This is a genomic window from Imperialibacter sp., from assembly GCF_048007035.1.
Lineage (GTDB): Bacteria > Bacteroidota > Bacteroidia > Cytophagales > Cyclobacteriaceae > Imperialibacter.
This window is the reverse complement of sequence record NZ_CP180355.1, coordinates 2151195-2176227: the sequence shown is the minus strand read 5'-3', so window position 1 is coordinate 2176227 and position 25033 is coordinate 2151195. Positions and strand designations below refer to the sequence as shown.

Genomic DNA, 25033 nt, shown 5'->3' with positions numbered 1-25033 from the left:
TACTTTCAGTTTTATACAAAAAGGGGCGTTAAGCCCCTTTTTTTGTGTCTGATGCCGTAAAGTGATCCTTAACGAGCAATGCCTTTTTTTGACCTATCAGGTTCGAAAGTTCAGTAATAGAAGCCCGCTTAATTTTTTCAACAGATTTCAGCTCACTCAACAGGAGACTTCTTCCTGAGTTTGACACGCTGAAATTGAAAAAGTGCCATTGCGCTGTGTATGGGCACTTTTTAGACTACTTTTCAGAAATTTGTATATCGAAAACTCGCTTGATTTTCTTTCAGATAGTGGCTTGATTTGCCTCAAACAGATTTTGAGTGCCTAGTATCATTATCGACAAGAAGCCATCAGGTGATTATATCCGCATCGTTGAGTCTTATCGTGACCAGGATGGCAAGCCACGCACCAAAACGCTTTACAGCCTGGGGCGGGTAGACAGTTTTTCGCCCGAGTCTCTGAAACGAATGGGCCAGCGGCTCTATGAATTAGGTGGTGGAAATCTGAAGGATTTACTCGGTGAGCAGGTCAGCGAAGAAGGTAGATATAACTACGGCTTTCTGTTGGTTTACCGTAAAATACTCCACTATTACGGCCTTGATCGCATATTTCAGCGGATCACCAAAAAGAAAAAGCTGACCTTCTCTCTTACTGAAGTGGTTTTACTACTGCTCATTGAGCGCCTCAATGATCCTTGTAGCAAGCGGGGTAGCTTTTTCCACCAGGAAGAATACCTGGGGCTGGCTCAGGTGTCCTTGCAACACCTCTACAGGAGTCTGGACTACCTGGCTGACCATAGCCAACTGATCCAGCAAACCATTTTCCAAACTGGTAGAGACCTGTTCAACCAGAAATTAGATGTGGTGTTCTATGACGTGACCACCTTCTATTTTGAATCAGAAATAGAACAGGAAGGAGCATTGCGTCAGAAAGGCTTTAGCAAAGATGGCAAAATAGGAAGCACACAAGTGGTTTTTGCCATGCTCATTGACAGATACAAGCAACCCATCGGTTACAAACTCTATAGCGGAGACCTGTGGGAAGGATACACCTACACAGAAATGGTGGAAAGCCTCAAGAAAGAATACCAGATCGAAAACATCGTCTTGGTCGCCGACCGAGGCATGCTCAATACTGACAACCTGCAAGTCACTGTTGACAAAGGCTATGAGTTCATCATGGGAGAGCGGCTCAAGGTACTCCCCAAACCCATCCAGGCCCGGTTGATCGATCTGGATAACTATCACCATCAATGGATGAGTTCTTCAGTAGGTTCGGAGCGTGAGCCGATCAAAGTGCGCTACACTGTCCTGGAATACAATGAGCGAAAGATCATAGCTACCTACAGCGAAAAGCGAGCTGAAAAAGATCGACAAGAAAGAGAAGAAAAGCTTCGTAAGGCTGAATTGTTGCTCAAAAACCCAACGCAACTCAAAAAGAAGGCCCATCACTACTACCTCAAAAATACCGAAGGGGAAAAGTATGTGGTTGATACTGAAAAAATCAAACGAAGCGAAAAGTATGACGGCTTCCTTGCCATCGCCTACCACGCCAAAGGACTCTCCCATGAACAGGTGCTGGATCACTACCACCATCTATACCAGATAGAGCATAGCTTCCGTACCTTCAAAGGCTATCTGGAAACCCGCCCGATGTTCCACTGGACCAATAAGCGTATCCAGGGTCACATTTGTCTGTGCTATATCGCCTATAGCATGCTAAACCATTTACAACTTCGGCTAACCAAACAAGGCACCCCACTTACAGAGCAAACCATCCGAACCCACTTGTCCAAAATGCAAGTCAGCCTTGTCAAACAAGCCGATCAATACTTCTACCTGCGCTCCAAGACCTCTGAAATCTCACAGCAATTACTACAAGCAGTGGCTGAAAAGAACCTCCCAGACCTTTTTCATAAGGATCAGATAATCAAATACTTATAAAATCTTGTATATCGAAAGCAATTTTTTAATTACTTATATATCAGATACTTAACTCAAAATCGTGTCAAACTCAGGGGGCGTTAAGCCCCTTTTTTTGTGTCTGATGCCGTAAAGTGATCCTTAACGAGCAATGCCTTTTTTTGACCTATCAGGTTCGAAAGTTCAGTAATAGAAGCCCGCTTAATTTTTTCAACAGATTTCAGCTCACTCAACAGGAGACTTCTTGTCTTTTCCCCGATACCATCAATGTCATCAAGAGCAGATTTGGTTTGAGTTTTGGATCTCTTGGCTCTGTGGAACGTGATGGCAAACCTATGGGCCTCATCACGTAGTTGCTGGATGATTTTGAGGGACTCTGACTTTTTTGCCAGGTGGATCGGAATCGAGTCTTCCGGGTAATAGAGCTCTTCCAGTTTTTTGGCTATGCCTATAATTGGGACTTTTCCATAAATACCCAGCTCTTTCAGTGAGCTGACCGCCGCACTTAGTTGTCCTTTGCCACCGTCGATGATGATCAGGTTGGCGAGAGGAAGACCTTCGTCAACAACCCGTTTGTACCTTCGGTAGACAATTTCACGCATGGAGCCAAAGTCGTCGGGACCTACCACGGTTTTAATGTTGAAATGACGGTACTCTTTTTTGGCAGCTTTCCCATTGATAAAGCAGACCATTGACGCAACAGGGTGTGTGCCCTGAATATTGGAGTTGTCGAAACACTCTATCCTCATAGGTGTTTGCGTCAGCTTTAAATCCTCCTTCATTTGAAGGAGAACCCGGTTTTCCTTGGTTTGACTTTGGAGCTTTTGGTTGAAACGTTCCTTTTTGAAGAAGAGGGCATTTTTAACTGAAAGGTCAACTAGTTTCTTTTTGTCACCTATTGCCGGTTGCGTGATGCTCAGTGTTTCGTCGTAAAGGCTGACCTGTTTGTTGGTAAGGATTTCTTTGTTGCTGCTCTCATATTTGCTTCGCAGGCTTACCATTAGCAACTGTAGTATTTCCTCATCGGTTTCGTCAAGTTTTCTTTTTATCTCCAGCGTATCGGAAATATTGATAATGCCACCGTCCACCCTCATATAGTTGACAAACGCTGAGGACTCATCTGACACCAGCGTAAATACATCAGTATTGGTAATCTTGTTGCTGACAATCAATGACTTTGACTGGAACTTTTCGAGCAGGTCTAGCTTGTTCTTAAACTTTTGCGCTTCTTCAAACGCCAGCTGCTCGGCAGCGGTTTGCATTCTCTCTTTGAAGTAGTTTCTTACAACCGATAGATTGCCTTTCAGGGCCTCTTTTGATTGATTGATTTCTTCCAGGTAGTCATTGTGATCCTGTAGCCCCTCGCAGGGTCCCAGGCAGTTCCCTAAATGGAATTCAAGGCAGACCTTGAATTTCTTTTTTCTTATGTTTTGAGGAGAGAGGTCGAAATTGCATGTTCTTATCTTGTAGAGCTGACGAAGGAGCTGAAGTACATTCTTCATGGCCTTCACGCTGGTGTAAGGGCCGAAATATTCACCTTTCGTACGATCGACCTTTCTGGTGGAAATAATTCTCGGAAACTGTTCTTTCAGGATGACAATGTAGGGGAATGTTTTGTCGTCCTTGAGCAGGATATTGTACTTCGGCTGATTTTCCTTAATCAGGTTGTTTTCGAGAAGTAGCGCATCGAACTCAGAGTTGACGATAGTGAATTCTATTTCGGCAACCTCACTGACCATCTTGATGGTTTTCCGACTAAGCTGATTGGACCGGTTGAAATAGCTAGCTACCCGTTTTTTTAGGTCTTTTGCTTTTCCTACATAAATGAGCTTACCGTGTTTATTTTTGAACCTGTAGACACCGGGATCATGTGGAAGCAAGAGGACATCTTCCGTCTTGTAAGAGGTCAGCGAAATTTCACTTGATGACATGCCTTAAAAGATGTCGTCTTCTGATACTTTTTCAATATCAACTCCAAGAGAATCGATGCCTTGCGTGCGATCATGCTTCGAACAGTCGAGTTCAACTGAGAGACCATTGACAGGTTTGGGAAAAGGTCCCTTTTCAATGCCAAGGTCGGGGTCGGCGTACACTTTTAGCATGAATTTATTCCAAATAGGCATGGCTGTTCTGGCCCCTTGACCCATGGCCCAGTTGCGAAAGTGAATACTTCTGTCGTCTCCACCAACCCAGCCACCGGCCACCAAATCCTTGGTCACTCCCATGAACCAGCCATCGGAGGCGTTTTGCGTTGTACCTGTTTTTGCACCCACCTGGTTGTCAGCTTTTATTTCTCTAGAAAGGCCGCCACCGCTTCCATGAGGTTCTTCGGTGGCTCCTCTCAACATGTAGAGCATAGTGTAGGCAGTTTCCTCACTCAGAGCTTCCCTGGTTTGCGGAACAAAGTCCTGTAGCACTCTGCCGTTTTCATCTTCAATGCGGGTAATAAAGATCGGCTCTGTCCATACGCCCTGGTTCACGAAAGTGGAGTAAGCTCCGACCATTTCATAAACTGAAACTTCGCCTCCCGCTCCCAAACAAAGTGCGGGAACGGCTGCTAAGTCGCTTTGAATACCGATGCGGTGTGCGTAGTCGACGACTGTTTGTGGGCCAAGTTTTTTCATCCAATAGGCGGTAATGGTATTGACGCTTTGTGCCAGCGCACTTCTGATGGTCATCATATTTCCGGTAGGGTTTCCTACGGCGTTGCTGGGTGTCCAGGTGGGAGGATCCTGACCCGGGAACGAAAAGGTGATGGGGGCATCAGCAACTTCATAGCAAGGGGAATATCCATTATCTATTACAGCTGAATAAACGAAGGGCTTGATGGTAGAACCAGGCTGGCGTTTTCCCTGCATCACGTGGTCAAACTGAAAGTATTTGTGATCTATTCCCCCGACCCAGGCTTTTATGTGGCCGGAATGCGGATCCATTGCCATGAAACCAGCCTGAAGGAAGTGCTTATAGTACTTCAGCGAGTCATAGGCTGACATAAGTGTGTCAATTTCGCCGTCCCAGCTAAATACTTTCATCGGCCTTTTCAGGTTGAGTAATATATCGACTGAGTCAGCGCCCTTACCATATTCTTTTACCAGGCTTTTGTAGTAGCTGGTTCTCTGCATGGTAGTTTCAATGAAGTTTTCCATTTCGGTACCATCCTCATTGATCCAGGGGCTTCTTCCTTCGAGGTGTTTTATAAATACCGACTGGAGGGTATCCATATGCTCTCTCATCGACTCCTCGGCATATGCCTGCATGCGGCTGTCAATAGTTGTGTAAATCTTGAGACCATCCTCGAAAAGGTCGTAGCCGTGCTGCGTGGTCCAGTCCATCAGGAAGTTTCTTATGACTGTTCTGAAATAGGTAGCGAGGCCTTCGTTGTGTCCATCAACCTTGTACTGCAAATCAAAATCTTTGGCTCTGAGAGAATCGTAGGCTATCTGATCTATTCGATTGTATTTGCGAAGGTTGTATAGTACTTCATTCCTTTTGCGCATGGAGGTTTCAGGATTGAGAATAGGGCTGTACCTGGTTGGCGCATTTACCAGGCCAACAAGGAGGGCCGCTTCGTGGTAGGTAATTTGTTTCGGTTCTTTGTTGAAAAAGGTTTTGGCTGCCGCTTTGATTCCGAAGGCGTTGCTGCCAAACGGAACGGTGTTGAGGTACATCGCCAGGATCTCTTCTTTGGTGTAGTTTTTCTCCAACTGCACTGCAATGATCCATTCTTTGAACTTGGTGATGATTTGCCCAAGGCCAGGCACACTATGCAATTTCCCTTTGTTCTCTTGCTCAGTTTTATAGAGGTTCTCGGCTAGCTGCATCGTTATGGTGCTGCCCCCGCCGGCAAAGCTGAAGGTGAGTTTTCCGACGACCGCTCTTACCAGTGCCCGCAAGTCGATACCGGAGTGCTCACTAAACCTGAGATCTTCGGTGACAAGAAGCGTTTCTGTGAGCTCTCTGGAAAGCTCATCGTAGGTTACCGGCGTTCTGTTTTCTCTAAAGTATTTGCCCAGCAGCACGTTGTCAGCTGAAAATAACTGTGAGGCAGTTTCTTCTTCCGGGTTTTCAAGGCTTTCAAGGCCGGGGAGTTCGCCAAAAAGACCAAAGGAATTGTTTCCGATCATGTTAAAGAACACAGGAACACCAACCATCGTGCAAATGAAAACCACCCAAAGGGTGATCAATAGCCATTTGATTTTATTGCTCTTCATTAATAATTATTGTTAAAGAAGGTTAAGTAAGCTTCCAGGTCTTTTGTTTGATAGAAAACGTTGAAGTTTTCTCTTGTGATTACGAAATTATAAAATTTTATGGTGCCATATTCCTTAAACAGGGTATTGTTGTTATTGAAATTTTGATAAAACTCAGCCGCCTCTTTTTTGCCAGGAAACGAGTTAACTAAAATCATCGATCTTCTTGCGTCAAGAATCAAATTGCCGAGTGTAAGCCCCTGAATTTGAAGGTTGGTTTTAATATAAGTGTCGACTTTCCCCGGAAGTTCATCGGGCAGTTTGCCGTCAGGCGGATAAATAATTACGAAGAAATGGAGTTGATCGAACTCTTGTTTGAATTTTGCCTTTGCGCTATTGACAAGGTTTAGCTGGAAATCATCGTATGCCTTCACGAGTGTTTTCGCATAAGGAATTAGCTCACTCTCGGAGTAGGTGGTAATGAAGTTGTTCAGCTCAAACTGGTACCTGTACACGTCGTCCAGCTTTGCAATCAGCATAACGTCCAGCAGCTTCATATTGTCAGTAAAATCGTTGTCGTCGTAAGCCAAAAGCCCCTCAGAAGTGATTTCCCTTGCTTTTTTGTATTCTCCCCGCTGGTAATAGCCATACGCCTCAGCGTACATTTTCTGGAGCTTGGCCGATGCTGCGGAGCTTTCTTCCCGGTACCTTGGGTTCACAATGAGTTTGGCAAAAATGGATTCTGGAAAGCGGGTGATTAACTGTCGTTCATAATCAGCGTAAATAGCACTGTCCAACTCTTTGTAAATGAGATATAACTCATACAAAGCCTCAGGGGCATGCTCGGAATCAGGAAACCTTACAATGAGGGTGTTGAACGTGATGCCGGCATTATCCTTTTCTAATAACTGGAAGTTGTAGATGTTGCCGAGCTGGAAATGGGCTTCCTCCACTTTCGCAAGTGCTTCATTTTGTGCCTCTTCAGTTAAGGGAAGCGTTTTTATCAAATCTTCCTTGGAAATGGACGCAATCGCTTCGTCAGGATTAGCCTGTGCTGTTTGTTTCGGTGCCTCGGCATCCCTTACCGTCGCTGCAATCTCTCCCTGCTTTACTGATCGCCTCCAGTTGTCGGCCAGGGGCCTATTGCCCCAAACCCTGGCGAACTCCTGCCTGCCCTGGCTGACGGCCGAAGCGCTGTAAAAATACCAGGTGCCCTGCTGTTGCACATTAATTTCCCTGCCCTGGGTCTGGAAGTTCACGGCCTGGTTTCCACGTCGGCCCTTTTTGCTCTCAGCAATGGCTTTCTCTTTGTCTTCTGCTTCCTTGGCCTTGGCAGCGATGTAATCATCGAGGTATTTGTCCAGCTCATCTTCAGGCATTTTTGCAAGCGCTAGCAGGCTGTCCTGGGTTTCAATGATCGTCACCTGTTCCACAAAAGCGGTAAGTATTTCGAGCCGCTGACTCAGCGCTTCGTAGTTGGGTTCATCTTTTGGAAGCACACTCAGGGTGCTGTCGTAGTAGCTTTGAGCAGTCTTATATTTTTTGAAATGGCGGTAGTACACCTCGGCAAGCTGAAGGTATGAATAACCCTTCTGCCTGGGGTTTGACGTGCTGGATTGAATAGAGTTGTTGTAGTTTTCAATGGCCTCATCATAATTTCCCTGCTTCAGCTCAAAGTTGGCCAGCTCGTAGTAAATCTTGTCTTTGAAGTCAATATTTTTCTCGTCCTTCAAGAGCTTCCGAAAATACCTTCTCACAGTTTTGAGGTCATCCGAATTGGTGAGCTGGGTAACCGATGCCATGTTGAGCTTGGCATAAAACGACAGCTCATAGGGAGGGTTGTTCTGCAGGCAGGACTGATAGTTTTCATAGGCCAGCGCATCAAATGTCAATTGCTGATACACCTGACCAATAATGAAATAGATTTTTGCCCTCTCGTCGTGATTAGTTTCAAGAGGAACCGCCTCAACCAGGTTTTTCACCATGTTGTCGAGGTCGTCGGTCAACTGATAATAACGGGCCTTAAAAAGAGCGAATAGTCTTTTGTTATCCTTGCTGAGCTTTTCTCTTTGCAGGTAGTCGATCACAGCTGTGGCATTGTTGTATTCCCCGGCATCAACAAATGTGCGAAAAAGCCAAACCAGCGACAGGTGGCGTGTGTCCTTGTCTTTGCTCTTCACATTCACATATTTGAACGTTTCTACAGCATTCGGAAAATCGAGACTGAAAAGCCGTGCTTTGCCTACGGTGATGTAGCTGTCATCAACCCACTTACTGTTTTCATGTCTTTGAATAGCGATGGAAGCCTTTTTAACAACATCCTCTATCAGCTCCTCGTTAGCCTTGGAAAAAGACGAATCCATTGGAGGATAAATGGGTAAAATCCTGTTGTAATTTCTTTCGCCATAATTGAGCAAATTTTGTTCAACTTCGAGGATTCGTTCTCTGGCGTAGAAATAGGCATTGTAGTGAGCAGTCGTATTGTGATACACGTCGCCCACCGGAGTTATTTTGCTTCCTTTGCAACCAATAAGGAGATAGGAGAAAAGAAGAAAACTGAGGAAATGGTATGGTGAAATACGTTGGGTCAACTGAATTGATTTGAATTGCTAACGCTCAAAAATGTCTCAATAATACATAAAAATAAGAAGGTCTTATTTTATTCTATAATTTTGTGGCTCCCAGAACCTAAAAGGATTTGAAAAATAAGAAAACATTATCCAGCTGGCTTACCACCGGCTATCTGCTAATCATACGGAGTGAGGAGAATTTTGCGGAAAAAAGCACCATCAGGTTCAACTACGCAAGGCTCCTGCTTTTAGCCTTTGTTGTAGTATCAGTTTTTTTTGCGATTTGCTTTTATCTGGCTACCACCATTTTAGCTAAATGGTACGACCCACGCCATCAGCAAATGGAAACCAATCGGAAATTAGTGAGTCTTTCACTCAAAGTGGATTCTATGCTTGTTGAGATGGATAACAAAGACTTGTACATCGATAACCTGAAACTGGTGCTTTCGGGGGATACAAGCATGTTGGAAACCGAATCGGCCCTGAGGGCGTCTGAGCAACAGGAAAGAGTATTGTCGGCTTCTGAGATCAACAGCGAAAGATTGGCACCTATCGACTCAATTTTCAGACAAAGGTTCGAAAGTGCTGACTCTGAGATATTGCCTGTAAGCTCATCTATTGGCTCTGACCTTCAGGACATCTACCTTTTTCAGCCCATTTCAGGTATTATTTCTGACAAATTCAACCCTAAGAACAACCACTATGGGACTGATGTGGTGGCAAAAAAGGATGAGCCGGTCAAGTGTGTGGCCGACGGCACTGTTATACTTGCCGACTGGACACAAAATGACGGCTATGTGATTGGTATTCAGCACAGAAGTAATTTGATTTCAGTATACAAGCACAATTCGGAATTATTGAAAAACGTTGGTAGCTTTGTCAGCGCCGGCGAGATTATATCTATTATAGGCAACACAGGCGAATTGACAACCGGGCCTCACTTGCATTTTGAGCTTTGGCACAATGGAATGCCGGTGGATCCTGAAGAATTCGTAGCTTTTTAATTTATTTATCATGACCATGTTTAATAACAAGGAAATTAAGGAAGCCGAAGAGCTCAGCAACTCCAGCAACATTATTGGAAAGGGAACTATCCTTCGAGGAGGTATCGAAACCTTCGGCAACATCAGGGTAGAAGGGAAAGTTATTGGTGATATTATCACTAAGTCAAAGGCGGCATTTGGTCATTCCTCTTACATTGAGGGAAATGTATTGGCGCAAAATGCTGAAATCGCCGGCACGGTGGACGGCAAAGTGGAAGTAACAGAAATGCTTGTGTTAAAGCCCTCAGCAGTTATCAATGGAGACATTATCACCAATAAACTGGTTATTGAGTCGGGTGCTTCCTTCAATGGAAAATGCCAGATGGGTGTAACTGTTAAGGAAATAAAAATTGGAGAAAAAAATTCGGAAGAAAGACCGCTACTCAAAGCCCAGTCCTGACCAATCTGAGGCAGGAAAGCTAAAAGACGCTGGCACCGGTTCAACTTTTCTGAGGTTTACCGGTGTCGGTTTTGAAATGTTGGCCACTATAGGCGTGGGAGTAACCGCCGGATACTATGCCGACAAGTACTTTCATCTTCAGTTCCCGGTGTTTTTGTTGTCTCTTTCGTTCATTTCACTTTTTGGCTCTCTTTATTTGCTTTACAAGCGCCTTCCTAAAGAATAATGAATAACTATCTCAAGCTGTTTATTTTTTCAGCAGTTGTCGTTGGAGCATATTTCGGACTGTTGGCCTCCGGCTTCGGTCAATACATCCATTCCACGGCGATAGCGACTATTATTTTCTACTCGCTCCAGTCCCTGCTGCTACTTTGGGCCGAGAGTATTTTTGTAAACAACGATGGTCAAAATTTCGTCCTTTTTGTCATTGGCAGTATTTCCTTTCGTCTTCTGACAAGTTTATTGGTCGCAATCACCTACCTTGTGGCAATTGGCGAAGAAAACACCAGTTTCATCATGACTTTCTTTGCCCTGTATTTATTATTTCTTGGGTTTGAATTATTTACGCTTATGACTAACTTGCGCTCAAATTCGAAAAGCGTTCAAATTGATGGATGAAGGTGTAAATCATAAGAGGGCCAACCTATTAAAAATCACCGTGTTATCACTGGTGATTATTTTATTTAATAGCCCGTTGGCGGTAGCTGCAGAGGAAACAGGGGGAACCTTTAATCCTTCAGAATTGATCAATCATCACATTTTGGATGCACATGAGTGGCATTTTTTCGACGGCCACTATGGCACGCTTTTCCTGCCAGTTATTTTGTATTCGTCAGACAATGGGCTGGAAGTATTTTCCAGCAGTAATTTCTATGATGAACATCACAACATCGTTGAATACAACGGCTATAAGTATGAGCACGGGCATATTCTGCCTGTAGCAGAAGGCCGTACTATTATCGACTTCTCGATCACGAAAAATGTGGCCTTTCTTTTCCTGAATGCCACTTTGATGATAGTAATCTTTCTTGCGGTGGCAAGAGGATACAAAAAGCGGCCGAAAGAAGCGCCAAAAGGCATTCAGTCTTTGTTCGAGCCAATCATCGTTTTTGTGAGAGACGATATAGTTAAGCCTAATATTGGCCCCAAGTACGAAAGGTATCTGCCGTATTTGTTGACTTTATTCTTCTTTATCTGGTTTGGTAACCTGCTTGGTTTGATGCCGGGTGCTGCCAACCTCACTGGAAATATCGCTGTGACTGGCGTAATGGCCATTATCACTTTCCTTTTCACAAATTTTAGCGGAAACAAGACTTATTGGGGACACGTTTTTAATACCCCCGGAGTTCCGTTTGCATTGAAGTTCATCATTGTTCCTGTTGAGATCATTGGCGTTTTCACTAAGCCTATTTCTCTCATGATACGTTTGTTTGTGGCGATCACCGCAGGCCACATTGTAATTCTGAGCTTGATTAGTTTGATATTCATATTCGAGAGCTATATGGTGGGCTTTGCGTCAACATTGATAGTGGTTTTCATTACCTTTATCGAGTTGCTCGTTGCCACGATCCAGGCTTATGTTTTTACAATGTTCTCGTCGCTCTATATTGGCCTTGCCATTGAGGAGCATCACGAAGAGCATCATTAATTACGAAACCATTTTCACTATTAAATAATAAAACTATGTGGTTATCTATTTTGCTTGACATGAGTTTGGCAATTATGGGCGCTGGTATCGGTGCCGGACTTGTTGCGATAGGCGCAGGTATTGGTATCGGTCGCATCGGTGGCTCTGCAATGGAAGCAATGGCTCGTCAGCCAGAAGCTGCCGGCAGAATCCAAACCGGTATGCTTATTATTGCTGCACTTATTGAGGTAATTGCCCTCTTTGGTGTGGTAGTATGTTTGCTTATCTCATTCAAAGCCTAAAAATGGCTTCACGGAGGCTGCACTTAGTAGCCTCCGTTTGTTTTTGACTGTAAACGTGATAAAATAATGGAACTCTTAACACCCGGGATAGGCCTTATATTTTGGCAAACGGTTATTTTCATAATCGTTTTTATTGTTCTGCTTACATTTGCCTGGAGGCCGATTGCTGACGCTCTTAAAGCGAGAGAAGGCTTCATCAACGATGCCCTGAAATCAGCTGAGCTGGCCAAAGAGGAAATGGCACAATTGAAAGAAGACAATGAGCTTCTTTTGGAGGATGCCAGAAAAGAAAGAGACCACATATTGAAAGAGGCTCTTGCTGCCGCCAATAGAATCAAGGAAGAAGCAAAAGCCGACACTTCAAAAATTGCCGAAAAAATGATAGCCGATGCCAAGTCTTCTATCGAAAATGAGAAGAAGGCTGCTCTGGCTGAGGTACAAAACCTCGTGGCTGAAATTTCTTTAGACATTGCTGAGAAGGTTTTGAGAAAGAACCTAAGTGGCGACAAAGCACAAAAGGCGCTGGTAGACGAATACATCAAAGACCTAAAAGTCAACTAAGATGTCAGAATTCAGGATAGCCACAAGATACGCCAAGTCTTTGCTGGAGTTGGCAGAGGAAAAGGGAGTGCTTGATAAGGTCAACGAAGACATGATCACATTTGATCACTTGTGCAAGGCTAACAGGGATTTTGCTTTGATGCTTAAAAACCCAATTATTCAGCACCACCGCAAGCTGGCCATTCTTAAAAAGATATTCGCTGGCAAGGTGCATGACCTGACCCTGTCCATTTTCGATATTATCACAAGAAAGAACAGGGAATTCATTTTGCCGATGCTCGCAAGTGAATTTACCCATCAGTATAATGTGAGAAAGGGAATTTCCGAGGCAACAGTTACTACCAATTTTGCCTTGACGCCTGATCTTCGTAAGGAATTCATGAGACTGTTGAAAGAGATTACCAAGAAGGAAATCGAGTTGACGGAAAAGGTAGACAAGGAGATGTTGGGAGGCTACATTATTAAAGTGGGCGACCTTCAATTAGACGACAGCGTCGATTCTCGTCTCAAAGATTTGAAGACGAAATTGATTTCAAGTTCATACATTAAGAAGTTTTAAAAACACCATAATAATACACTAATGGCAGACGTAAGACCTGACGAGGTATCAGCGATTTTGAGAGAGCAGCTCTCAAACTTCAGAACTGAAGCTGAGCTCGAAGAAGTAGGAACAGTTCTTCAGGTAGGTGATGGGGTGGCCCGTATTTACGGACTTACTCAGGCACAAGCTGGTGAACTTTTAGAGTTCGAAAACGGCTTGAAGGCATTGGTACTTAACCTGGAAGAAGACAACGTAGGTGCGGTATTGCTGGGGGACCCAAAAGGAATTAAAGAGGGTGCTACTGTAAAGCGCACAAAGACAATTGCCTCCATTAAAGTAGGCGATAGCATGTGCGGCAGGGTAGTAGATACACTTGGTAATCCTATCGACGGTAAAGGTCCTTTGAGTGGCGACTTGTACGAAATGCCGCTTGAAAGAAAAGCGCCTGGTGTTATCTATCGTCAGCCGGTAAACGAACCGCTGCAAACTGGTGTAAAGGCTATTGATGCCATGATTCCGATTGGACGTGGTCAAAGGGAGTTGATCATTGGTGACCGTCAGACGGGTAAGACCGCTGTGGCCATCGATACCATCATCAACCAGAAAGAGTTTTACGAAAAGGGCGAACCTGTTTACTGTATATATGTGGCGGTAGGCCAAAAGGCCTCTACCGTAGCAGGTATTGTTGCTTCTCTTGAAAAAGCGGGAGCTATGCCTTATACCGTTATCGTGTCGGCTGCTGCATCTGACCCTGCGCCAATGCAGTTCTTCTCACCGTTTACAGGTGCATCTATCGGGGAGTACTTCCGTGATACCGGACGCCCTGCTTTGGTTATCTATGATGACCTTTCCAAGCAGGCGGTTTCTTACCGTGAGGTGTCACTTCTTCTTCGTCGCCCGCCAGGACGTGAGGCCTACCCGGGTGACGTATTCTATCTTCACTCTCGTTTGCTGGAGCGTGCTGCCAAAATCAACGACAACGATGAGATTGCCAGCCAAATGAATGACCTTCCGGAGTCATTGAAAGGCAAAGTAAAAGGAGGTGGGTCATTGACAGCCCTTCCGATTATTGAGACGCAGGCCGGTGACGTTTCTGCTTACATCCCGACTAACGTAATCTCAATTACCGACGGGCAGATTTTCCTTGAAACTAACCTGTTTAACTCAGGTGTGCGTCCTGCGATCAACGTTGGTATTTCTGTATCAAGGGTGGGTGGTAATGCCCAGATCAAGTCGATGAAGAAAGTGGCAGGTACGCTGAAACTGGATCAGGCCCAGTTCCGTGAACTTGAGGCTTTTGCCAAGTTCGGCTCTGACCTCGATGCGTCTACCAAGCTGACAATTGACAGGGGTAGAAGAAACCAGGAAATTTTGAAGCAGCCTCAGTTCAGCCCTATGTCGGTTGAGCATCAGATTGCTATCATTTACGTGTCAACAAAAGGCTTCCTTGATAAGGTGCCTTTGGACAAGGTGAAAGCCTTTGAGAAAGAGTTTTTGACACTATTATCGGCGCAGCATCAGGATGCCCTGGATTTGCTTCGTGCAGGTAAGCTGGAAGACAGCGTGATAAACACCCTGGCCGAGACGGCTAAGAGTCTTCAAAAAAGTTACGTATCCTAAATAGAATGGTGAGTCCGCCCACTGGCGGACTTTTCAAATAGAAAGTATATGGCGAACCTAAAAGAGGTTAAGGGCAGAATTCAGTCGGTTACTTCTACTCAGCAGATCACCAAGGCCATGAAAATGGTGGCGGCGGCAAAGTTGAGGAGAGCACAAGACCGTATTACCCAAATGCGCCCCTACTCTGAGAAGCTGACAGGTATACTTAGAAATGTTACCTCATCTGTTAGCGACGATTTAGAGAATGAATATGCCGTTGTAAGGGAGGTGAACAGGGTCGCTTTGGTTGTTGTTTCTTCCGACAAAGGCTTGTGCGGTGCTTTTAATAGCTCCGTTTTTAAAGCAGCTGTCAACCTTCTGAAGACAAAGTACAAGGAGCAGAATGAGTTCGGTGGAGTTACCATCATTCCTCTGGGGAAGAAGGCCATGGAGTTTTTCAAAAAGAGAAACTACAAAGTGGACACGAAATACTGGGACATTTTCTCTAACCTTTCGTTTGATGAGGTTCGCCCGGTAGCCGAGTACCTGATGGAAGCCTATAAGGCAGGAGATTTTGATGCCGTAGAGCTTGTATACAACGAGTTCAAAAACGTGGCTACTCAGGTGTTGAGGGTAGAAAAGTTCCTTCCTATTGAGCCGTCTGAGGTGGAAGAAGAGGGCACCTCCAACTCGAATGCCATCGACTACATTTATGAGCCATCAAAGGAGTTCATCGTAAAGGAGCTAATCCCCAAGTCGCTGAAGATCCAGGTGTACAAGGCTACTTTGGAATCCAATGCTTCCGAGCAGGGTGCGAGGATGACGGCCATGGACAAGGCGACAGATAACGCCGGGGAGCTTTTGAAAGAGTTGAAGCTCATGTATAACAGAACCCGTCAGGCGGCAATCACCAAGGAGATTCTGGAAATCGTTGGCGGTGCAGAAGCACTTAAGAGTAGCTAAAATCAATATTTGACGATAAATTGAGCCCATGAATATTCATGGGCTTTTTTGTTGATGGGCAGGTCTTTCATAATAGGACTGCTTAAACATGGCAGCCTGGAGGTAGCTCTGGGTGCTGTCGTCATGTCAATGGTTGTTGCCTCCACCTGCGGTGCCCATGTACCGGCCTCTGTTTATGTCTCCCTGTTTTTGGCTGTTTGGTTTATCTATATTCTCGACCGGCTTTTTGACGCCAGAAAAATACCCACATCTGCCAGCAATCCCCGGCATCATTTCTACCAGGAGCACTTCTCACAGTTGCTTACAGTCCTTGTGATGGTGGGTTGCGCCGGCCTCGGTTCGCTGATCTATTTGCCGGCGCCTGTGTTGCTTTATGGTGTGTTGGTGATGGGAAGCTGCTTGCTGTATTTGCTGTGGGTATTTTTGTCGACCCGGAACCTGCCTAAAGAAGTGGTTGTGGCGGCGCTTTATACTGCCGGAATTTCGCTGGCACCCAGGGCCTTGGCGAACAGCAGTGTGCGGCCTGTAGATCTGCTGATTTTCATGGTGATATTCCTCATTGCTTTTATCAACCTGATTTTATTCTCCCGCCAAGAGCGGCAGTACGACATGGCCGATAGTCAGGAATCATTCATAACCCGGTGGAAACCCGAAAAAATACGTTTGCTGCTGCGGGCTACTTTTACTGTAGCCATCATTGGGATAGCTGGTATTTCCTGGTTCAGTGGCAGCCTCCTTGCTCTGCAAGGTTTGCTGATGCTGATGCTTGGTGTTCTTTGGATACTTTATCAGCGAATGGCTGATTTTGAAACCTCTCTCACCTATCGGCTCATTGGCGATGGCATTTTTCTGATGCCGATAGTTCTTCTGATTTAAGATGGCCAATGGATTTAACCTTTTGGCCCCTGTGTACGACCCGCTGGCCCGGCTTGTCTTCGGAAAGTGCATTGACAGGAGCCAATGCCACTTCTTTGGAAGGGCACAAAATGTTAAGTTTACGCTGGTAGCAGGCGGCGGCACGGGCCGGTTTTTTGAAGAATACTTCAGGCAGCATCCGGATAGCCAACTGGTTTTTATTGAGAAGTCGCCGGGCATGATTGCAAAGGCACAGTCGAGAACGACGCCGCTCATGAATACTCGTTTTGTGCGGGCGGACTTCTTGACCCACAGCGAAGCCGATTCTTATGATCTCGTGTTGCTTCCTTTTTTTCTCGACATTTTCACCCACGAGTCGGTGGAACGTATTGTGAAGTCGGTATCGCGGGTGAGTAAACCGAACACACTGTTGATCGTGACTGATTTTGTGGAACAGGAAAAGCGAGGGTGGAAATCACTTCTCATAAGGGGTATGTACTTATTTTTTCGCTTAACTTGTGATATTGAGGCACATAGGCTTCCCAATTGGCAGGAGGCATTTGCCCGAGCTGGATGGAACATTAAGCAGAGTGCCACGTATTGTAGAGGAATGATAGGTACTCACCTTTTAGCGAGAAGCTAAATATTTTTTGCTCCAACCGATTCAATCGAAACCTATTCATTTTTTGGATGTCTTTTACCCTGCAACCTAATTAGAAATTGGATTCAGAAAGTGCGAGTTTACAGGAATACCTTGTGGTGAGGAGCCAGGAGGGCGATCGTCGGGCGATCAACGAGTTGTACAAGCTGTACTCAAAGGCGATGTACAATATCTGCCGCCGGATGATAGGCGACGAGGAAGAAGCCAGAGATGTGCTTCAGGATGCCTTTGTCGATGCCTTTGCCAGCCTGAAGAAGCTCCAGCAGCCCAAGACTTTCCCTGCGTGGATCAAGCGGGTGGTGGTGAATCATTGCATCAATACGCTTAGAAAGAAGCGACTTTTCACCATCAGCATAGAAGAAAAGTTTGACCTGGCCTATGAGGACGACGACGATAACTACTACGCCCGAATGGAGGCTGGTAAAATACTGCAGGCGATGGATCAGATTTCGGTGGGTTGCAAAACAGTGATGAACCTATACCTCTTTGAAGGGTATGACCATGGAGAGATTGGGCAAATATTGGGTATAACGGAGTCGGCTTCGAAGGCCCAGTACTGTAAGGGCAAAGCAAAAGTGAGAGACTTGTTAGGAATGGAAAAATTGAAAGTAGCCAACCAATGACAGATTTTCTAAAAAAGAACATTGACGAGCGCCGGGACAGCTTCGATGTTTTCGATACAGACCTTGATTTGGCCTGGGAAAACATTGACAAGCGACTCCATGGCGGTAAGAAATCGGGAAAGGTACTGCCCATGTGGGGCTGGAGCGGTAAAGTAGTCCGGGTGGCTGCTGCTGTTACATTATTGTTGGTGGCATCCATCGCTTTCATGTGGAACAGTGCGGGATCATCAAAGTCGCAACCGACCCTTTCTATGGTGTCGCCGGAGATGGCAGAGACTGAGCAGTATTATGCCATGATGATTTCTGAAAAAATGAATGAAATAGAAGCCAATGGGCAGTGGGTAGACAAGGAAGTGGTGGAGGACATGCTGGCCCTCGATCAAGCCTATAATGAGCTCCAGACTGACCTGGCAGACAACGTAGACAATGAAGAGGTCATTCATGCAATGATCGTGAATTATAAAATTAAGCTGGACATCCTCGACAGGATACTGGCGCAAATAAAGGAGGCAAAAAATGGAGCAGGTAGGAAAGAATCGTCTCTTTAAGTGGTTGATCATGCTGTTGCTTGTGTTGGCTGGAAGCCAAGCACAAGCGCAGAGCGATACGAGACTGACGAAGAGCATCAACAAAGCGTACAAGGTTCCGAAGGACATTACTGTTGACGTGAGCAATAAATATGGACGGGTAGCGGTAAAGTCGTGGGCAAAAGATTCTGTGCTTATCTCGGTGGAGATTACAGCGTATGCCAAGGATTCCAGATCCACTCAAAAGCTGATGGAGAGGGTTGAAATTGACTTTAGCAATCTTGGGTCTTTTTTAACTGTTGAAACTGTGCTGGACAGGGGCAGCGGAACCTTTAAGGAATTGCTGAACTCGGTTGGCGATGTGTCGAAGACGGTTTTGAGCAGCAACAAGCTGACCATAGATTACGAGATAACCTTGCCAGAGGGGGCGAGCCTATTTTTGGACAACCGCTTTGGGAATGTTTTTATTGCCGATCACGGGGGCCCCATCAAGCTTACCCTTGCGCATGGTGATTTGAAGGCCAATGAGTTGAAGGGTAAGTCGATCGTTGATTTAAGTTTTGGTAAGGCGAATATAAGACGGGTGCATGATGTGGAGCTGACGCTTAAAGCTGCCCAGGTTGACATTCAGCAGGCAAAGGGTATCATTCTACAATCGATGACTTCCGAACTGAGGGTAGAAAGTGCACTTTCAGCGAGAGTAGATTCCAGAAACGATAAACTCAATTTTCAGAAAGTTGGGTGGATCAGTGGCAAAGGAATGTTTACAGACTGGACGTTGGGTGAAATACAGGAGAACCTTGATTTGGAGGTGAACTACGGGCAGGTAATACTTCATAACCTTAATAAAGACTTTGCAAAGGTGAGGCTGGCAAGTAAGTACACTGACCTGGATGTGACCATGGATCCTGCCAGTTGGGTAAATCTTGATATCAAGGCTGAGCAGGATAAGATTTATATCCCTGGCAACTGGATTCCCATGCTGACCAATAGCCCGGTAGCTGGAAAGGAAGGTTACATCCAGTTGAGTGGCCAGGTGGGTAGAACAAATGACAAACAAGGCATCATGCAACTGGATCTGCAAGGTGCCTCGGTAACCCTTCGCTATATGGAGGCTCTGCCGTTTACGAAGAACTAATACTAACAATGAAGAGATTATTTTTTGGTGCGCAGCTGTTGATAGCTGCCCTTAGTCTTGCTACATGTCAATTGGCCAATGCGCAAACGACGCAGGAATACTCGCAGTCAGCCGGCGTACGATTTGGTGCCACGTCAGCGCTGACTTACAAGAAGTTTCTGGTAACCGAAGAGGCACTGGAAATCATGGTAAGTGGAAGGCACGAAGGGCTGCAGCTCACTACTATGTATGTGTTCCATGTGCCGATGGATTTGGCTTTTTCTCCAAACTTCTATGCCTACTACGGCGCTGGTGGCCATTTCGGATTTGAGGAGCGAAACAACCTGACCAAGATATTGGTAGGGACAGACGGGAGTGCGTTCACCTATGAAAATGGGGCGACCTTTTTCACCATGGGGGCTGACTTTCTTATTGGTGTGGAATACCGGTGGCTGGCGGCTCCAATAACCGTTTCTTTTGATGTAAAGCCCTATTTCGACTACATCGGTTTCCGAAAAACGGATTCGAGGTTCTGGGACTCAGCCATTTCATTTAAGTACATTTTTTAAAAAAGATCGATGAAAGCTGTCAAAATTGTTTTTATACTTTCTATCACATGCGGGTGGCTCAGTAGCGCTGCACAGGGTATTGAGAATCCCGAGGAAATCAAGTCTCTTTTTAGCAAAGAAAATGAGATCAAGGGCTTCGGTGGTGTGGACATCAATATTACAGACGTGTATCAGGAAAGAAGCCTTCTGCTGGGGGCATACGGGGGTGCAATCATCAACAAGCATGTGATGTTCGGTCTGGCAGGTTATGGCATCTCTACTGAGAACCAATTCAGGGGCGAGGCCGGCACTATGTTCAATATCGAAGGTGGTTATGGTGGGCTGTACCTTGGGGGCATTCTGTTCCCCAACGAAGTGGTGCACTTAACGATCCCGGTACTATTTGGCGCCGGTGCTTTCCATATAGTCGACAAGCAGTATTTCCCCACTTCCTTCGATAAGGAGTATGTACTTGAGTCAACGGCGTTTTTTGTTGTGAAGCCCAGTGCGCAGCTTGAAGTCAATATCACGCAATTTTTGCGGGTGGGAGTGGGCGCTACCTATCGCCTCATAAAGGGGTCGGATCTGAGAAACATTTCGGATGATGATTTGACCAGCTGGGGAGGAACGTTTTCGATCAGGCTAGGCAGGTTTTAAGCCAATAGCCTGAGGTTTATGAATGGTTTATACTAAAAAAACAGACTGGAGATACCAGCCTGTTTTTTTTGAGTCAGGTATTTTTGTTAGACCTTATGGTTTTAACGACGTCAACAGCCCTAGGGCCAAAATAAGCCGAGCCTGCACCGACCAATACGGCAACTGCCGCTAAAAACCACCAATCTTTGGGCACCAGGTATTCTCTATTCCATCCGATGGCCACCACTCCGCCAATAAAGTAAATTATTGAAACGACGGAGAACTATAAAATTCTGTCTTTTCGAGTGGCCACGGATTTTCTAGAACGGAAGACTACTCTTTCACGATGTCATAAGCGACCACTGTGTTGCCGAAAAACGTAGGAACAAACAGTAAGCTTTGATCCGCCGCAATTTCAATATCCGCCGCATTGGCACCGGCTGCTTTGGTGTCAAGCAGTTTAGTTTTCTTCCAGTCTTCGGTCACGTAGTACACCTCACCGTTCCAGTTAGACACGAAGTAGTCGCCATCCAGCGCCACCACGCCATCACCACCGGGGATAGAATCCACCACCATTTTCACGTCCTTATCGGCGATGCTGATAGTGCTGAATTTGCCTGCGCCGAAAGAAGCCACCATTAGCCTGCCGTCTTCAGCCAAAAGGCCATTGGGGCCGCCAAGGACCTCGCCTTCTGTCCACAGTGCTACAGCCCCATTGGACAGCGTAAAGATTTTGCTCATGCCCGAATCGCTGATATAAACGGTTCCTGAAGCGTCAACGGTAATATCGTTGAGGAATGAGGCCCCGTCTACCGGAAACCTATTGGTGATCTCACCGGTGTTGACATCTATCTCCACCACTTCGTCGATATTGCTTACGTAAAGCAGGTTGCCTACCATGCCCATGCCTTTAGGGCCGTCCAACCCTACGACCCATTGGGTATCGATGATGGCTCCATCAAGCCCTACTTTGGCTATAAATCCGTCTCCATCTTTCGCATCCGGTGGCACCGCTCCGATGCAGGCAACGTACAGCACGCCATTGGTTACATCGTAGTAAACAGACTCAGGCGTCGTCAGCGTTGTATCAGTCTCCCATTTTTTCACGAGTGAAACGGTGGTTGCTGGTGTTTCCTCCACCACAGCTTCCTCTGTCTTCTTTCCACTTTGGCAGGCCACCAAAACGGCAGCGGCCAATAAATAGCTAAGTTTTTTCATTGTTGATCTAGGTTTATTGTTTTCAAAGTTAACAGCATATATGATTATTGTAAAATTGGCAGGATTACCAAAAGGTAATTAATTGCCAGAAAAGTGATTTGAGTAAACCACGGTAAGATTAACAAGGTGGAAGCATTACATGTTTCTGTTTTTCTGGATAGCCTTGTAGTCCTTTTGAATCTTCTTCCATTTTTTCTTCTTTTCCAGCATCGCATTTACATCCTGCCTGGTTTCCAGATATGCAAGCTCTTTTTTCATTTTGGCATAGTTGATCCAGTGTGCTTCGTCCAGCGAACCTTCGTCCAGCGCCTGGGTGATGGCACAGCCTTTTTCATCGGTGTGTGTGCAGTTCTTGAACGTGCAATGCTCGCTCAAGGCTTCAATGTCTTCGAAAGAAGTGCCCAAGCTGGACTGGTCACCCCAGAGCTGTAGTTCACGCATGCCCGGAGTGTCTATCAAAACGCCCCCACTTTCCAGCAGCATCAGATGTCGGCTTGTAGTGGTATGCCTGCCCTTTGAGTCCAACTCCCTCACCTCGCCGGTTGCCATAAGCGGCCGCCCAATCAGACTGTTGATGATTGTCGATTTACCAACGCCAGAGGAGCCTACTATCGCTATGGTTGATCCAGCCTTTATATAAGGATGAAGAGCGCTGACCTGATTTTGCAGGGCAGCTACCACCACAATCTCCACATTTTTCACTCGCTCTTTCACCTGCCTAACAATGTCTTCCGGATGGGGGCAGAGATCGGCTTTGTTCAAAACAATGACCGGCTCTACATTTTGCGCAAGTGTCAGGTAGCGCTCAAGTCGGGCGAGATTGAAGTTACCATCCAACCCCTGCACAATGAAAAGCTTGTCGATGTTGGTAGCAATGATTTGCGCTTCCAGCTTCTTGCCTGGCACTTTTCGTGAGATGACAGACTGCCGTTCCAGCACCCTTTGAATGATGGCTTTGCCCTTGTCAATTTCTATCATCAGCACCCAGTCGCCCACTTTTGGTAACTCGGCGTCTGTTTCCGCCATGTAAAAAAGGCGGCCAGTGGCTTCGGCAATATATGTGTCCCTGGCGGTAAGTACCTGATAGTTGGTCTTGTTTTCTATAGATACTCTGCCAACGATGAGCTCTCTTTCGTCCTGGGTAATTTGATTTTCAAAATAGGTATTCCAGCCCAATGGGCTTAAGTGATTGTATTCCATTTCAGTATAGGATTTAGTCAATAAAAATCTACTCCACCGTGGGAAGGTGGATCTGAAATAAGCGCTGCCCGAAGGAGCGCCTTAGGCTATATCAAGCCCTGGAATAGAAATTTTTAAAAGTATCAGAGACTAAAAGTTATTTTGGCAAAGATAAGGATTTGGTCTAAATAATCCTCAAATGACCCAGGGCAAACGCATTTAAAACAAAAAGGAGTCAAATTTTTTTCAAAGCTGTTTTTTTACCCCGACCCTTAAGGGTGAAACAGCTTTGAAATTCGTCTTTCCCTTTAGGGCTACCGACGTGGAACGGGGTAAAAAGAAGAATTTCGAAGCCAAATGGTTTTAAATGCGTTTGCCCTATCAAATGACCCTTTTTCCCTTTTCCAGCTGAAGCACGTGGTCAACACATGCAGGCAATTCTTCTTCATAATGTGTGACATAAATGAGTGCTGTGGAGGATGCGCTACAAACAGCATCTACCACTGTCCGCACCCTTGTTTGTTGCGCATGATCAAGGCCCTGACACGGCTCGTCGAGGATAAGCAGAGGAGGGTTTTTTATTATGGCTCTGGCAAGTAGAATGATTCGCTGTGTGGTGGGCGAGGCTGTTTCAAAGATTTGCGTGCCCGAGCTCTGCAACTCAAGCAGGTCAAGCCACTCGTCGACCAAAGACGCCTGCTCCTTGCTCACCGGCTTTAGATACCCCAACGTATCGTGAAAGCCCGAGGCCACAATTTCCCGACAGGTGGCTGTCGAGTGAAAGTACTGTAGCAACTCTGGCGATACAAAACCAATTTTTTTCTTGATGTCCCAAATGCTTTCTCCGCTGCCTCGTTTGTGATCAAAAAGAGTGATGTCGTTGGCATAGGCCTGGGGGTTGTCTCCATTGATCAGGCTTAGTAGCGTTGACTTTCCTGCACCGTTTGGCCCCCGCAGTGCCCAGCGTTCTCCCGGCTTGATTACCCAACTGATGCCGCTAAGAATAGTGCTGTCTCCATATTTGACGGTCACTTCTTTCATGCCCACAATCAATTTATATGGTGATAGCGGTTGATTATCTGTCAGCCTGTTCACCTTGGTTGTATCAAGGGAGTAAGAGGGGGGGTTGGGCAGTGTAATTGAACTAAACTTCTCCCTGACGACGACCTGTTGGATGTGACAATTGGCCAGAATGGCGGCATGTGTAACCACCGAGGGTATTTCATCAGCAGCGGTGGTGAGCACAATGGCGATGCCGGAACTGATGATTTCGTCAAGGATGGAATTGAACGCCGTCCTGGTTTTTGCATCCAAGCCAACAAGTGGACTATCCAGAAGTAGCAGCCTGGGGTTTTTCAGCAGTGAGGCTGCCAGCCTGAGCCTTTTGGTTTCTCCATTGCTTAGCTTGATAAGCTGCTTCTGACGCAGCGGCTCAAGCTGGAAAAGCGAGATAACTTTGCTGACGTCCCAGGACCCTTCTGCTAAGCTTCTCTGCGCCTCGTCATTAAGAAAATCTTCGACGGTTGGGGCATCTTCTGAAAAGGCGGCATTGAAGCGTTGCTGGTAAAAGAACTCCGAAGTGTTAGAAAGATTCTTGAACTGATACTTCACAGGGAGGTAGCTGATGAGCTGCCGGTAGTTGAAGTAAGAGTCTTTTGGCGGATGGGCTCTAATATAGTCATCGTAAAAAGGCCTGATGATTTGCCCCTTTACCACATTGAAATTACCTGTAATGGCCTCCAACAAGGCACTTTTCCCGGATCCACTATGCCCCAGGAGAGCCCAGCACTCACCGCTTCTCACCTCAAAGGACAAGTCCTTGAAAACGATTTTTTCACCGTAGCGAGCGGTTAGGTTGTCGAGCTTAAGAAGAAGCTGATCGTGCATAACACTGAGAGTATTTAAAGCCGGGATTTTGTTGAGCTCCCGGCAAGTTTAATAAAATTCTTTCACT

Annotated in this window: 24 protein-coding genes; 18 read left to right on the top strand and 6 right to left on the bottom strand. The window is 45.9% G+C overall.

Annotated elements, in window-relative coordinates:
- Positions 1-317: 317 nt before the first annotated feature.
- Positions 318-1940 carry an IS1634 family transposase gene (locus ACMVP2_RS09570; protein ID WP_416866955.1) on the top strand — a complete coding sequence of 541 codons (1623 nt, stop codon included), beginning with the start codon at positions 318-320 and terminating at the stop codon, positions 1938-1940.
- Positions 1941-2020: 80 nt separating this feature from the next.
- Here the strand turns inward: ACMVP2_RS09570 and uvrC are convergent, their stop codons facing one another.
- From uvrC to ACMVP2_RS09555, 3 genes are read right to left on the bottom strand one after another with little or no spacing between them, the layout of a single operon-like run.
- Entirely contained in the window at positions 2021-3850 is a 1830-nt protein-coding gene (gene uvrC, locus ACMVP2_RS09565; RefSeq protein WP_416867540.1) for an excinuclease ABC subunit UvrC, read from the bottom strand.
- A gap of 3 nt (positions 3851-3853) precedes the next feature.
- A complete protein-coding gene (locus tag ACMVP2_RS09560; protein WP_339789948.1) occupies positions 3854-6130 on the bottom strand; it encodes a transglycosylase domain-containing protein in 2277 nt (758 codons plus the stop codon).
- Positions 6130-8700: a tetratricopeptide repeat protein gene (locus ACMVP2_RS09555; RefSeq protein WP_416867539.1), complete on the bottom strand. Its 2571-nt coding sequence runs from the start codon at positions 8698-8700 to the stop codon at positions 6130-6132. Before ACMVP2_RS09555 ends, ACMVP2_RS09560 begins: the two co-directional genes overlap by 1 nt.
- Positions 8701-8807: 107 nt before the next feature.
- Here ACMVP2_RS09555 and ACMVP2_RS09550 point away from each other — a divergent pair, with 107 nt between their 5' ends.
- From ACMVP2_RS09550 to ACMVP2_RS09470, 17 genes are all read left to right on the top strand, one after another.
- A complete protein-coding gene (locus ACMVP2_RS09550; RefSeq protein ID WP_317488689.1) occupies positions 8808-9683 on the top strand; it encodes a M23 family metallopeptidase in 876 nt (291 codons plus the stop codon).
- Positions 9684-9693: 10 nt separating this feature from the next.
- Positions 9694-10122: a polymer-forming cytoskeletal protein gene (locus ACMVP2_RS09545; RefSeq protein ID WP_317488688.1), complete on the top strand. Its 429-nt coding sequence runs from the start codon at positions 9694-9696 to the stop codon at positions 10120-10122.
- On the top strand, positions 10073-10348 hold the full coding sequence (locus ACMVP2_RS09540) for an AtpZ/AtpI family protein (protein WP_416867538.1): 276 nt from the start codon (positions 10073-10075) through the stop codon (positions 10346-10348). Before ACMVP2_RS09545 ends, ACMVP2_RS09540 begins: the two co-directional genes overlap by 50 nt.
- Positions 10348-10740 carry a hypothetical protein gene (locus ACMVP2_RS09535; protein WP_416867537.1) on the top strand — a complete coding sequence of 131 codons (393 nt, stop codon included), beginning with the start codon at positions 10348-10350 and terminating at the stop codon, positions 10738-10740. The genes ACMVP2_RS09540 and ACMVP2_RS09535 overlap by 1 nt, the downstream gene beginning before the upstream one ends.
- Positions 10733-11770 (top strand): F0F1 ATP synthase subunit A, encoded by a 1038-nt coding sequence (gene atpB, locus ACMVP2_RS09530; protein WP_339789963.1) that lies wholly within the window; start codon positions 10733-10735, stop codon positions 11768-11770. The genes ACMVP2_RS09535 and atpB overlap by 8 nt, the downstream gene beginning before the upstream one ends.
- 35 nt (positions 11771-11805) lie before the next feature.
- Complete coding sequence (atpE, locus tag ACMVP2_RS09525; RefSeq protein ID WP_152001671.1) at positions 11806-12051, top strand: ATP synthase F0 subunit C; 246 nt, start codon at positions 11806-11808, stop codon at positions 12049-12051.
- Between the two features lie 66 nt (positions 12052-12117).
- On the top strand, positions 12118-12612 hold the full coding sequence (gene atpF, locus ACMVP2_RS09520; RefSeq protein WP_152001672.1) for a F0F1 ATP synthase subunit B: 495 nt from the start codon (positions 12118-12120) through the stop codon (positions 12610-12612).
- Position 12613: 1 nt separating this feature from the next.
- Positions 12614-13171, top strand: a complete 558-nt coding sequence (atpH, locus tag ACMVP2_RS09515; RefSeq protein WP_339789967.1) for an ATP synthase F1 subunit delta — start codon at positions 12614-12616, stop codon at positions 13169-13171.
- A 21-nt stretch (positions 13172-13192) separates the two neighbouring features.
- Positions 13193-14773 (top strand): F0F1 ATP synthase subunit alpha, encoded by a 1581-nt coding sequence (gene atpA, locus ACMVP2_RS09510; protein ID WP_339789970.1) that lies wholly within the window; start codon positions 13193-13195, stop codon positions 14771-14773.
- Positions 14774-14821: 48 nt separating this feature from the next.
- On the top strand, positions 14822-15715 hold the full coding sequence (gene atpG / locus ACMVP2_RS09505) for an ATP synthase F1 subunit gamma (protein ID WP_339789973.1): 894 nt from the start codon (positions 14822-14824) through the stop codon (positions 15713-15715).
- Positions 15716-15769: 54 nt separating this feature from the next.
- On the top strand, positions 15770-16591 hold the full coding sequence (locus ACMVP2_RS09500; RefSeq protein WP_416867536.1) for a hypothetical protein: 822 nt from the start codon (positions 15770-15772) through the stop codon (positions 16589-16591).
- 1 nt (position 16592) lies between these two features.
- Positions 16593-17213: a class I SAM-dependent methyltransferase gene (locus tag ACMVP2_RS09495; protein ID WP_416867535.1), complete on the top strand. Its 621-nt coding sequence runs from the start codon at positions 16593-16595 to the stop codon at positions 17211-17213.
- 77 nt (positions 17214-17290) lie between these two features.
- Positions 17291-17854: an RNA polymerase sigma factor gene (locus ACMVP2_RS09490; protein ID WP_152001680.1), complete on the top strand. Its 564-nt coding sequence runs from the start codon at positions 17291-17293 to the stop codon at positions 17852-17854.
- The gene (locus ACMVP2_RS09485; RefSeq protein ID WP_152001681.1) at positions 17851-18402 is read left to right on the top strand and encodes a hypothetical protein; all 552 of its coding nucleotides are present in this window, start codon (positions 17851-17853) and stop codon (positions 18400-18402) included. The genes ACMVP2_RS09490 and ACMVP2_RS09485 overlap by 4 nt, the downstream gene beginning before the upstream one ends.
- Positions 18371-19519 (top strand): hypothetical protein, encoded by a 1149-nt coding sequence (locus tag ACMVP2_RS09480; protein ID WP_339789982.1) that lies wholly within the window; start codon positions 18371-18373, stop codon positions 19517-19519. Before ACMVP2_RS09485 ends, ACMVP2_RS09480 begins: the two co-directional genes overlap by 32 nt.
- A gap of 8 nt (positions 19520-19527) precedes the next feature.
- On the top strand, positions 19528-20067 hold the full coding sequence (locus ACMVP2_RS09475) for a hypothetical protein (protein ID WP_317488677.1): 540 nt from the start codon (positions 19528-19530) through the stop codon (positions 20065-20067).
- 9 nt (positions 20068-20076) lie between these two features.
- Positions 20077-20703, top strand: coding sequence for a hypothetical protein (locus ACMVP2_RS09470; protein WP_152001684.1), 627 nt, complete (start codon positions 20077-20079; stop codon positions 20701-20703).
- 312 nt (positions 20704-21015) lie between these two features.
- Here the strand turns inward: ACMVP2_RS09470 and ACMVP2_RS09465 are convergent, their stop codons facing one another.
- The 3 genes from ACMVP2_RS09465 to ACMVP2_RS09455 form a co-directional block, all read right to left on the bottom strand.
- The gene (locus tag ACMVP2_RS09465; protein WP_416867534.1) at positions 21016-21900 is read right to left on the bottom strand and encodes a gluconolaconase; all 885 of its coding nucleotides are present in this window, start codon (positions 21898-21900) and stop codon (positions 21016-21018) included.
- A gap of 135 nt (positions 21901-22035) precedes the next feature.
- The gene (rsgA, locus tag ACMVP2_RS09460; protein WP_416867533.1) at positions 22036-23100 is read right to left on the bottom strand and encodes a ribosome small subunit-dependent GTPase A; all 1065 of its coding nucleotides are present in this window, start codon (positions 23098-23100) and stop codon (positions 22036-22038) included.
- Between the two features lie 360 nt (positions 23101-23460).
- Positions 23461-24966 (bottom strand): ATP-binding cassette domain-containing protein, encoded by a 1506-nt coding sequence (locus ACMVP2_RS09455; protein ID WP_416867532.1) that lies wholly within the window; start codon positions 24964-24966, stop codon positions 23461-23463.
- Positions 24967-25033 lie beyond the last annotated feature (67 nt).

Coding starts and splice junctions, on each gene's coding strand:
- ACMVP2_RS09480 (WP_339789982.1), top strand. CDS start 18,371: ATGGAGCAGGTAGGAAAGAATCGTCTCTTTAAGTGGTTGATCATGCTG.
- ACMVP2_RS09500 (WP_416867536.1), top strand. CDS start 15,770: ATGGGCAGGTCTTTCATAATAGGACTGCTTAAACATGGCAGCCTGGAG.
- atpF (WP_152001672.1), top strand. CDS start 12,118: ATGGAACTCTTAACACCCGGGATAGGCCTTATATTTTGGCAAACGGTT.
- atpB (WP_339789963.1), top strand. CDS start 10,733: ATGGATGAAGGTGTAAATCATAAGAGGGCCAACCTATTAAAAATCACC.
- ACMVP2_RS09560 (WP_339789948.1), bottom strand. CDS start 6,130: ATGAAGAGCAATAAAATCAAATGGCTATTGATCACCCTTTGGGTGGTT.
- ACMVP2_RS09495 (WP_416867535.1), top strand. CDS start 16,593: ATGGCCAATGGATTTAACCTTTTGGCCCCTGTGTACGACCCGCTGGCC.
- uvrC (WP_416867540.1), bottom strand. CDS start 3,850: ATGTCATCAAGTGAAATTTCGCTGACCTCTTACAAGACGGAAGATGTC.
- ACMVP2_RS09475 (WP_317488677.1), top strand. CDS start 19,528: ATGAAGAGATTATTTTTTGGTGCGCAGCTGTTGATAGCTGCCCTTAGT.
- ACMVP2_RS09545 (WP_317488688.1), top strand. CDS start 9,694: ATGACCATGTTTAATAACAAGGAAATTAAGGAAGCCGAAGAGCTCAGC.
- atpH (WP_339789967.1), top strand. CDS start 12,614: ATGTCAGAATTCAGGATAGCCACAAGATACGCCAAGTCTTTGCTGGAG.
- ACMVP2_RS09465 (WP_416867534.1), bottom strand. CDS start 21,900: ATGAAAAAACTTAGCTATTTATTGGCCGCTGCCGTTTTGGTGGCCTGC.
- atpE (WP_152001671.1), top strand. CDS start 11,806: ATGTGGTTATCTATTTTGCTTGACATGAGTTTGGCAATTATGGGCGCT.
- atpA (WP_339789970.1), top strand. CDS start 13,193: ATGGCAGACGTAAGACCTGACGAGGTATCAGCGATTTTGAGAGAGCAG.
- ACMVP2_RS09535 (WP_416867537.1), top strand. CDS start 10,348: ATGAATAACTATCTCAAGCTGTTTATTTTTTCAGCAGTTGTCGTTGGA.
- ACMVP2_RS09485 (WP_152001681.1), top strand. CDS start 17,851: ATGACAGATTTTCTAAAAAAGAACATTGACGAGCGCCGGGACAGCTTC.
- atpG (WP_339789973.1), top strand. CDS start 14,822: ATGGCGAACCTAAAAGAGGTTAAGGGCAGAATTCAGTCGGTTACTTCT.
- ACMVP2_RS09470 (WP_152001684.1), top strand. CDS start 20,077: ATGAAAGCTGTCAAAATTGTTTTTATACTTTCTATCACATGCGGGTGG.
- ACMVP2_RS09455 (WP_416867532.1), bottom strand. CDS start 24,966: ATGCACGATCAGCTTCTTCTTAAGCTCGACAACCTAACCGCTCGCTAC.
- rsgA (WP_416867533.1), bottom strand. CDS start 23,100: ATGGAATACAATCACTTAAGCCCATTGGGCTGGAATACCTATTTTGAA.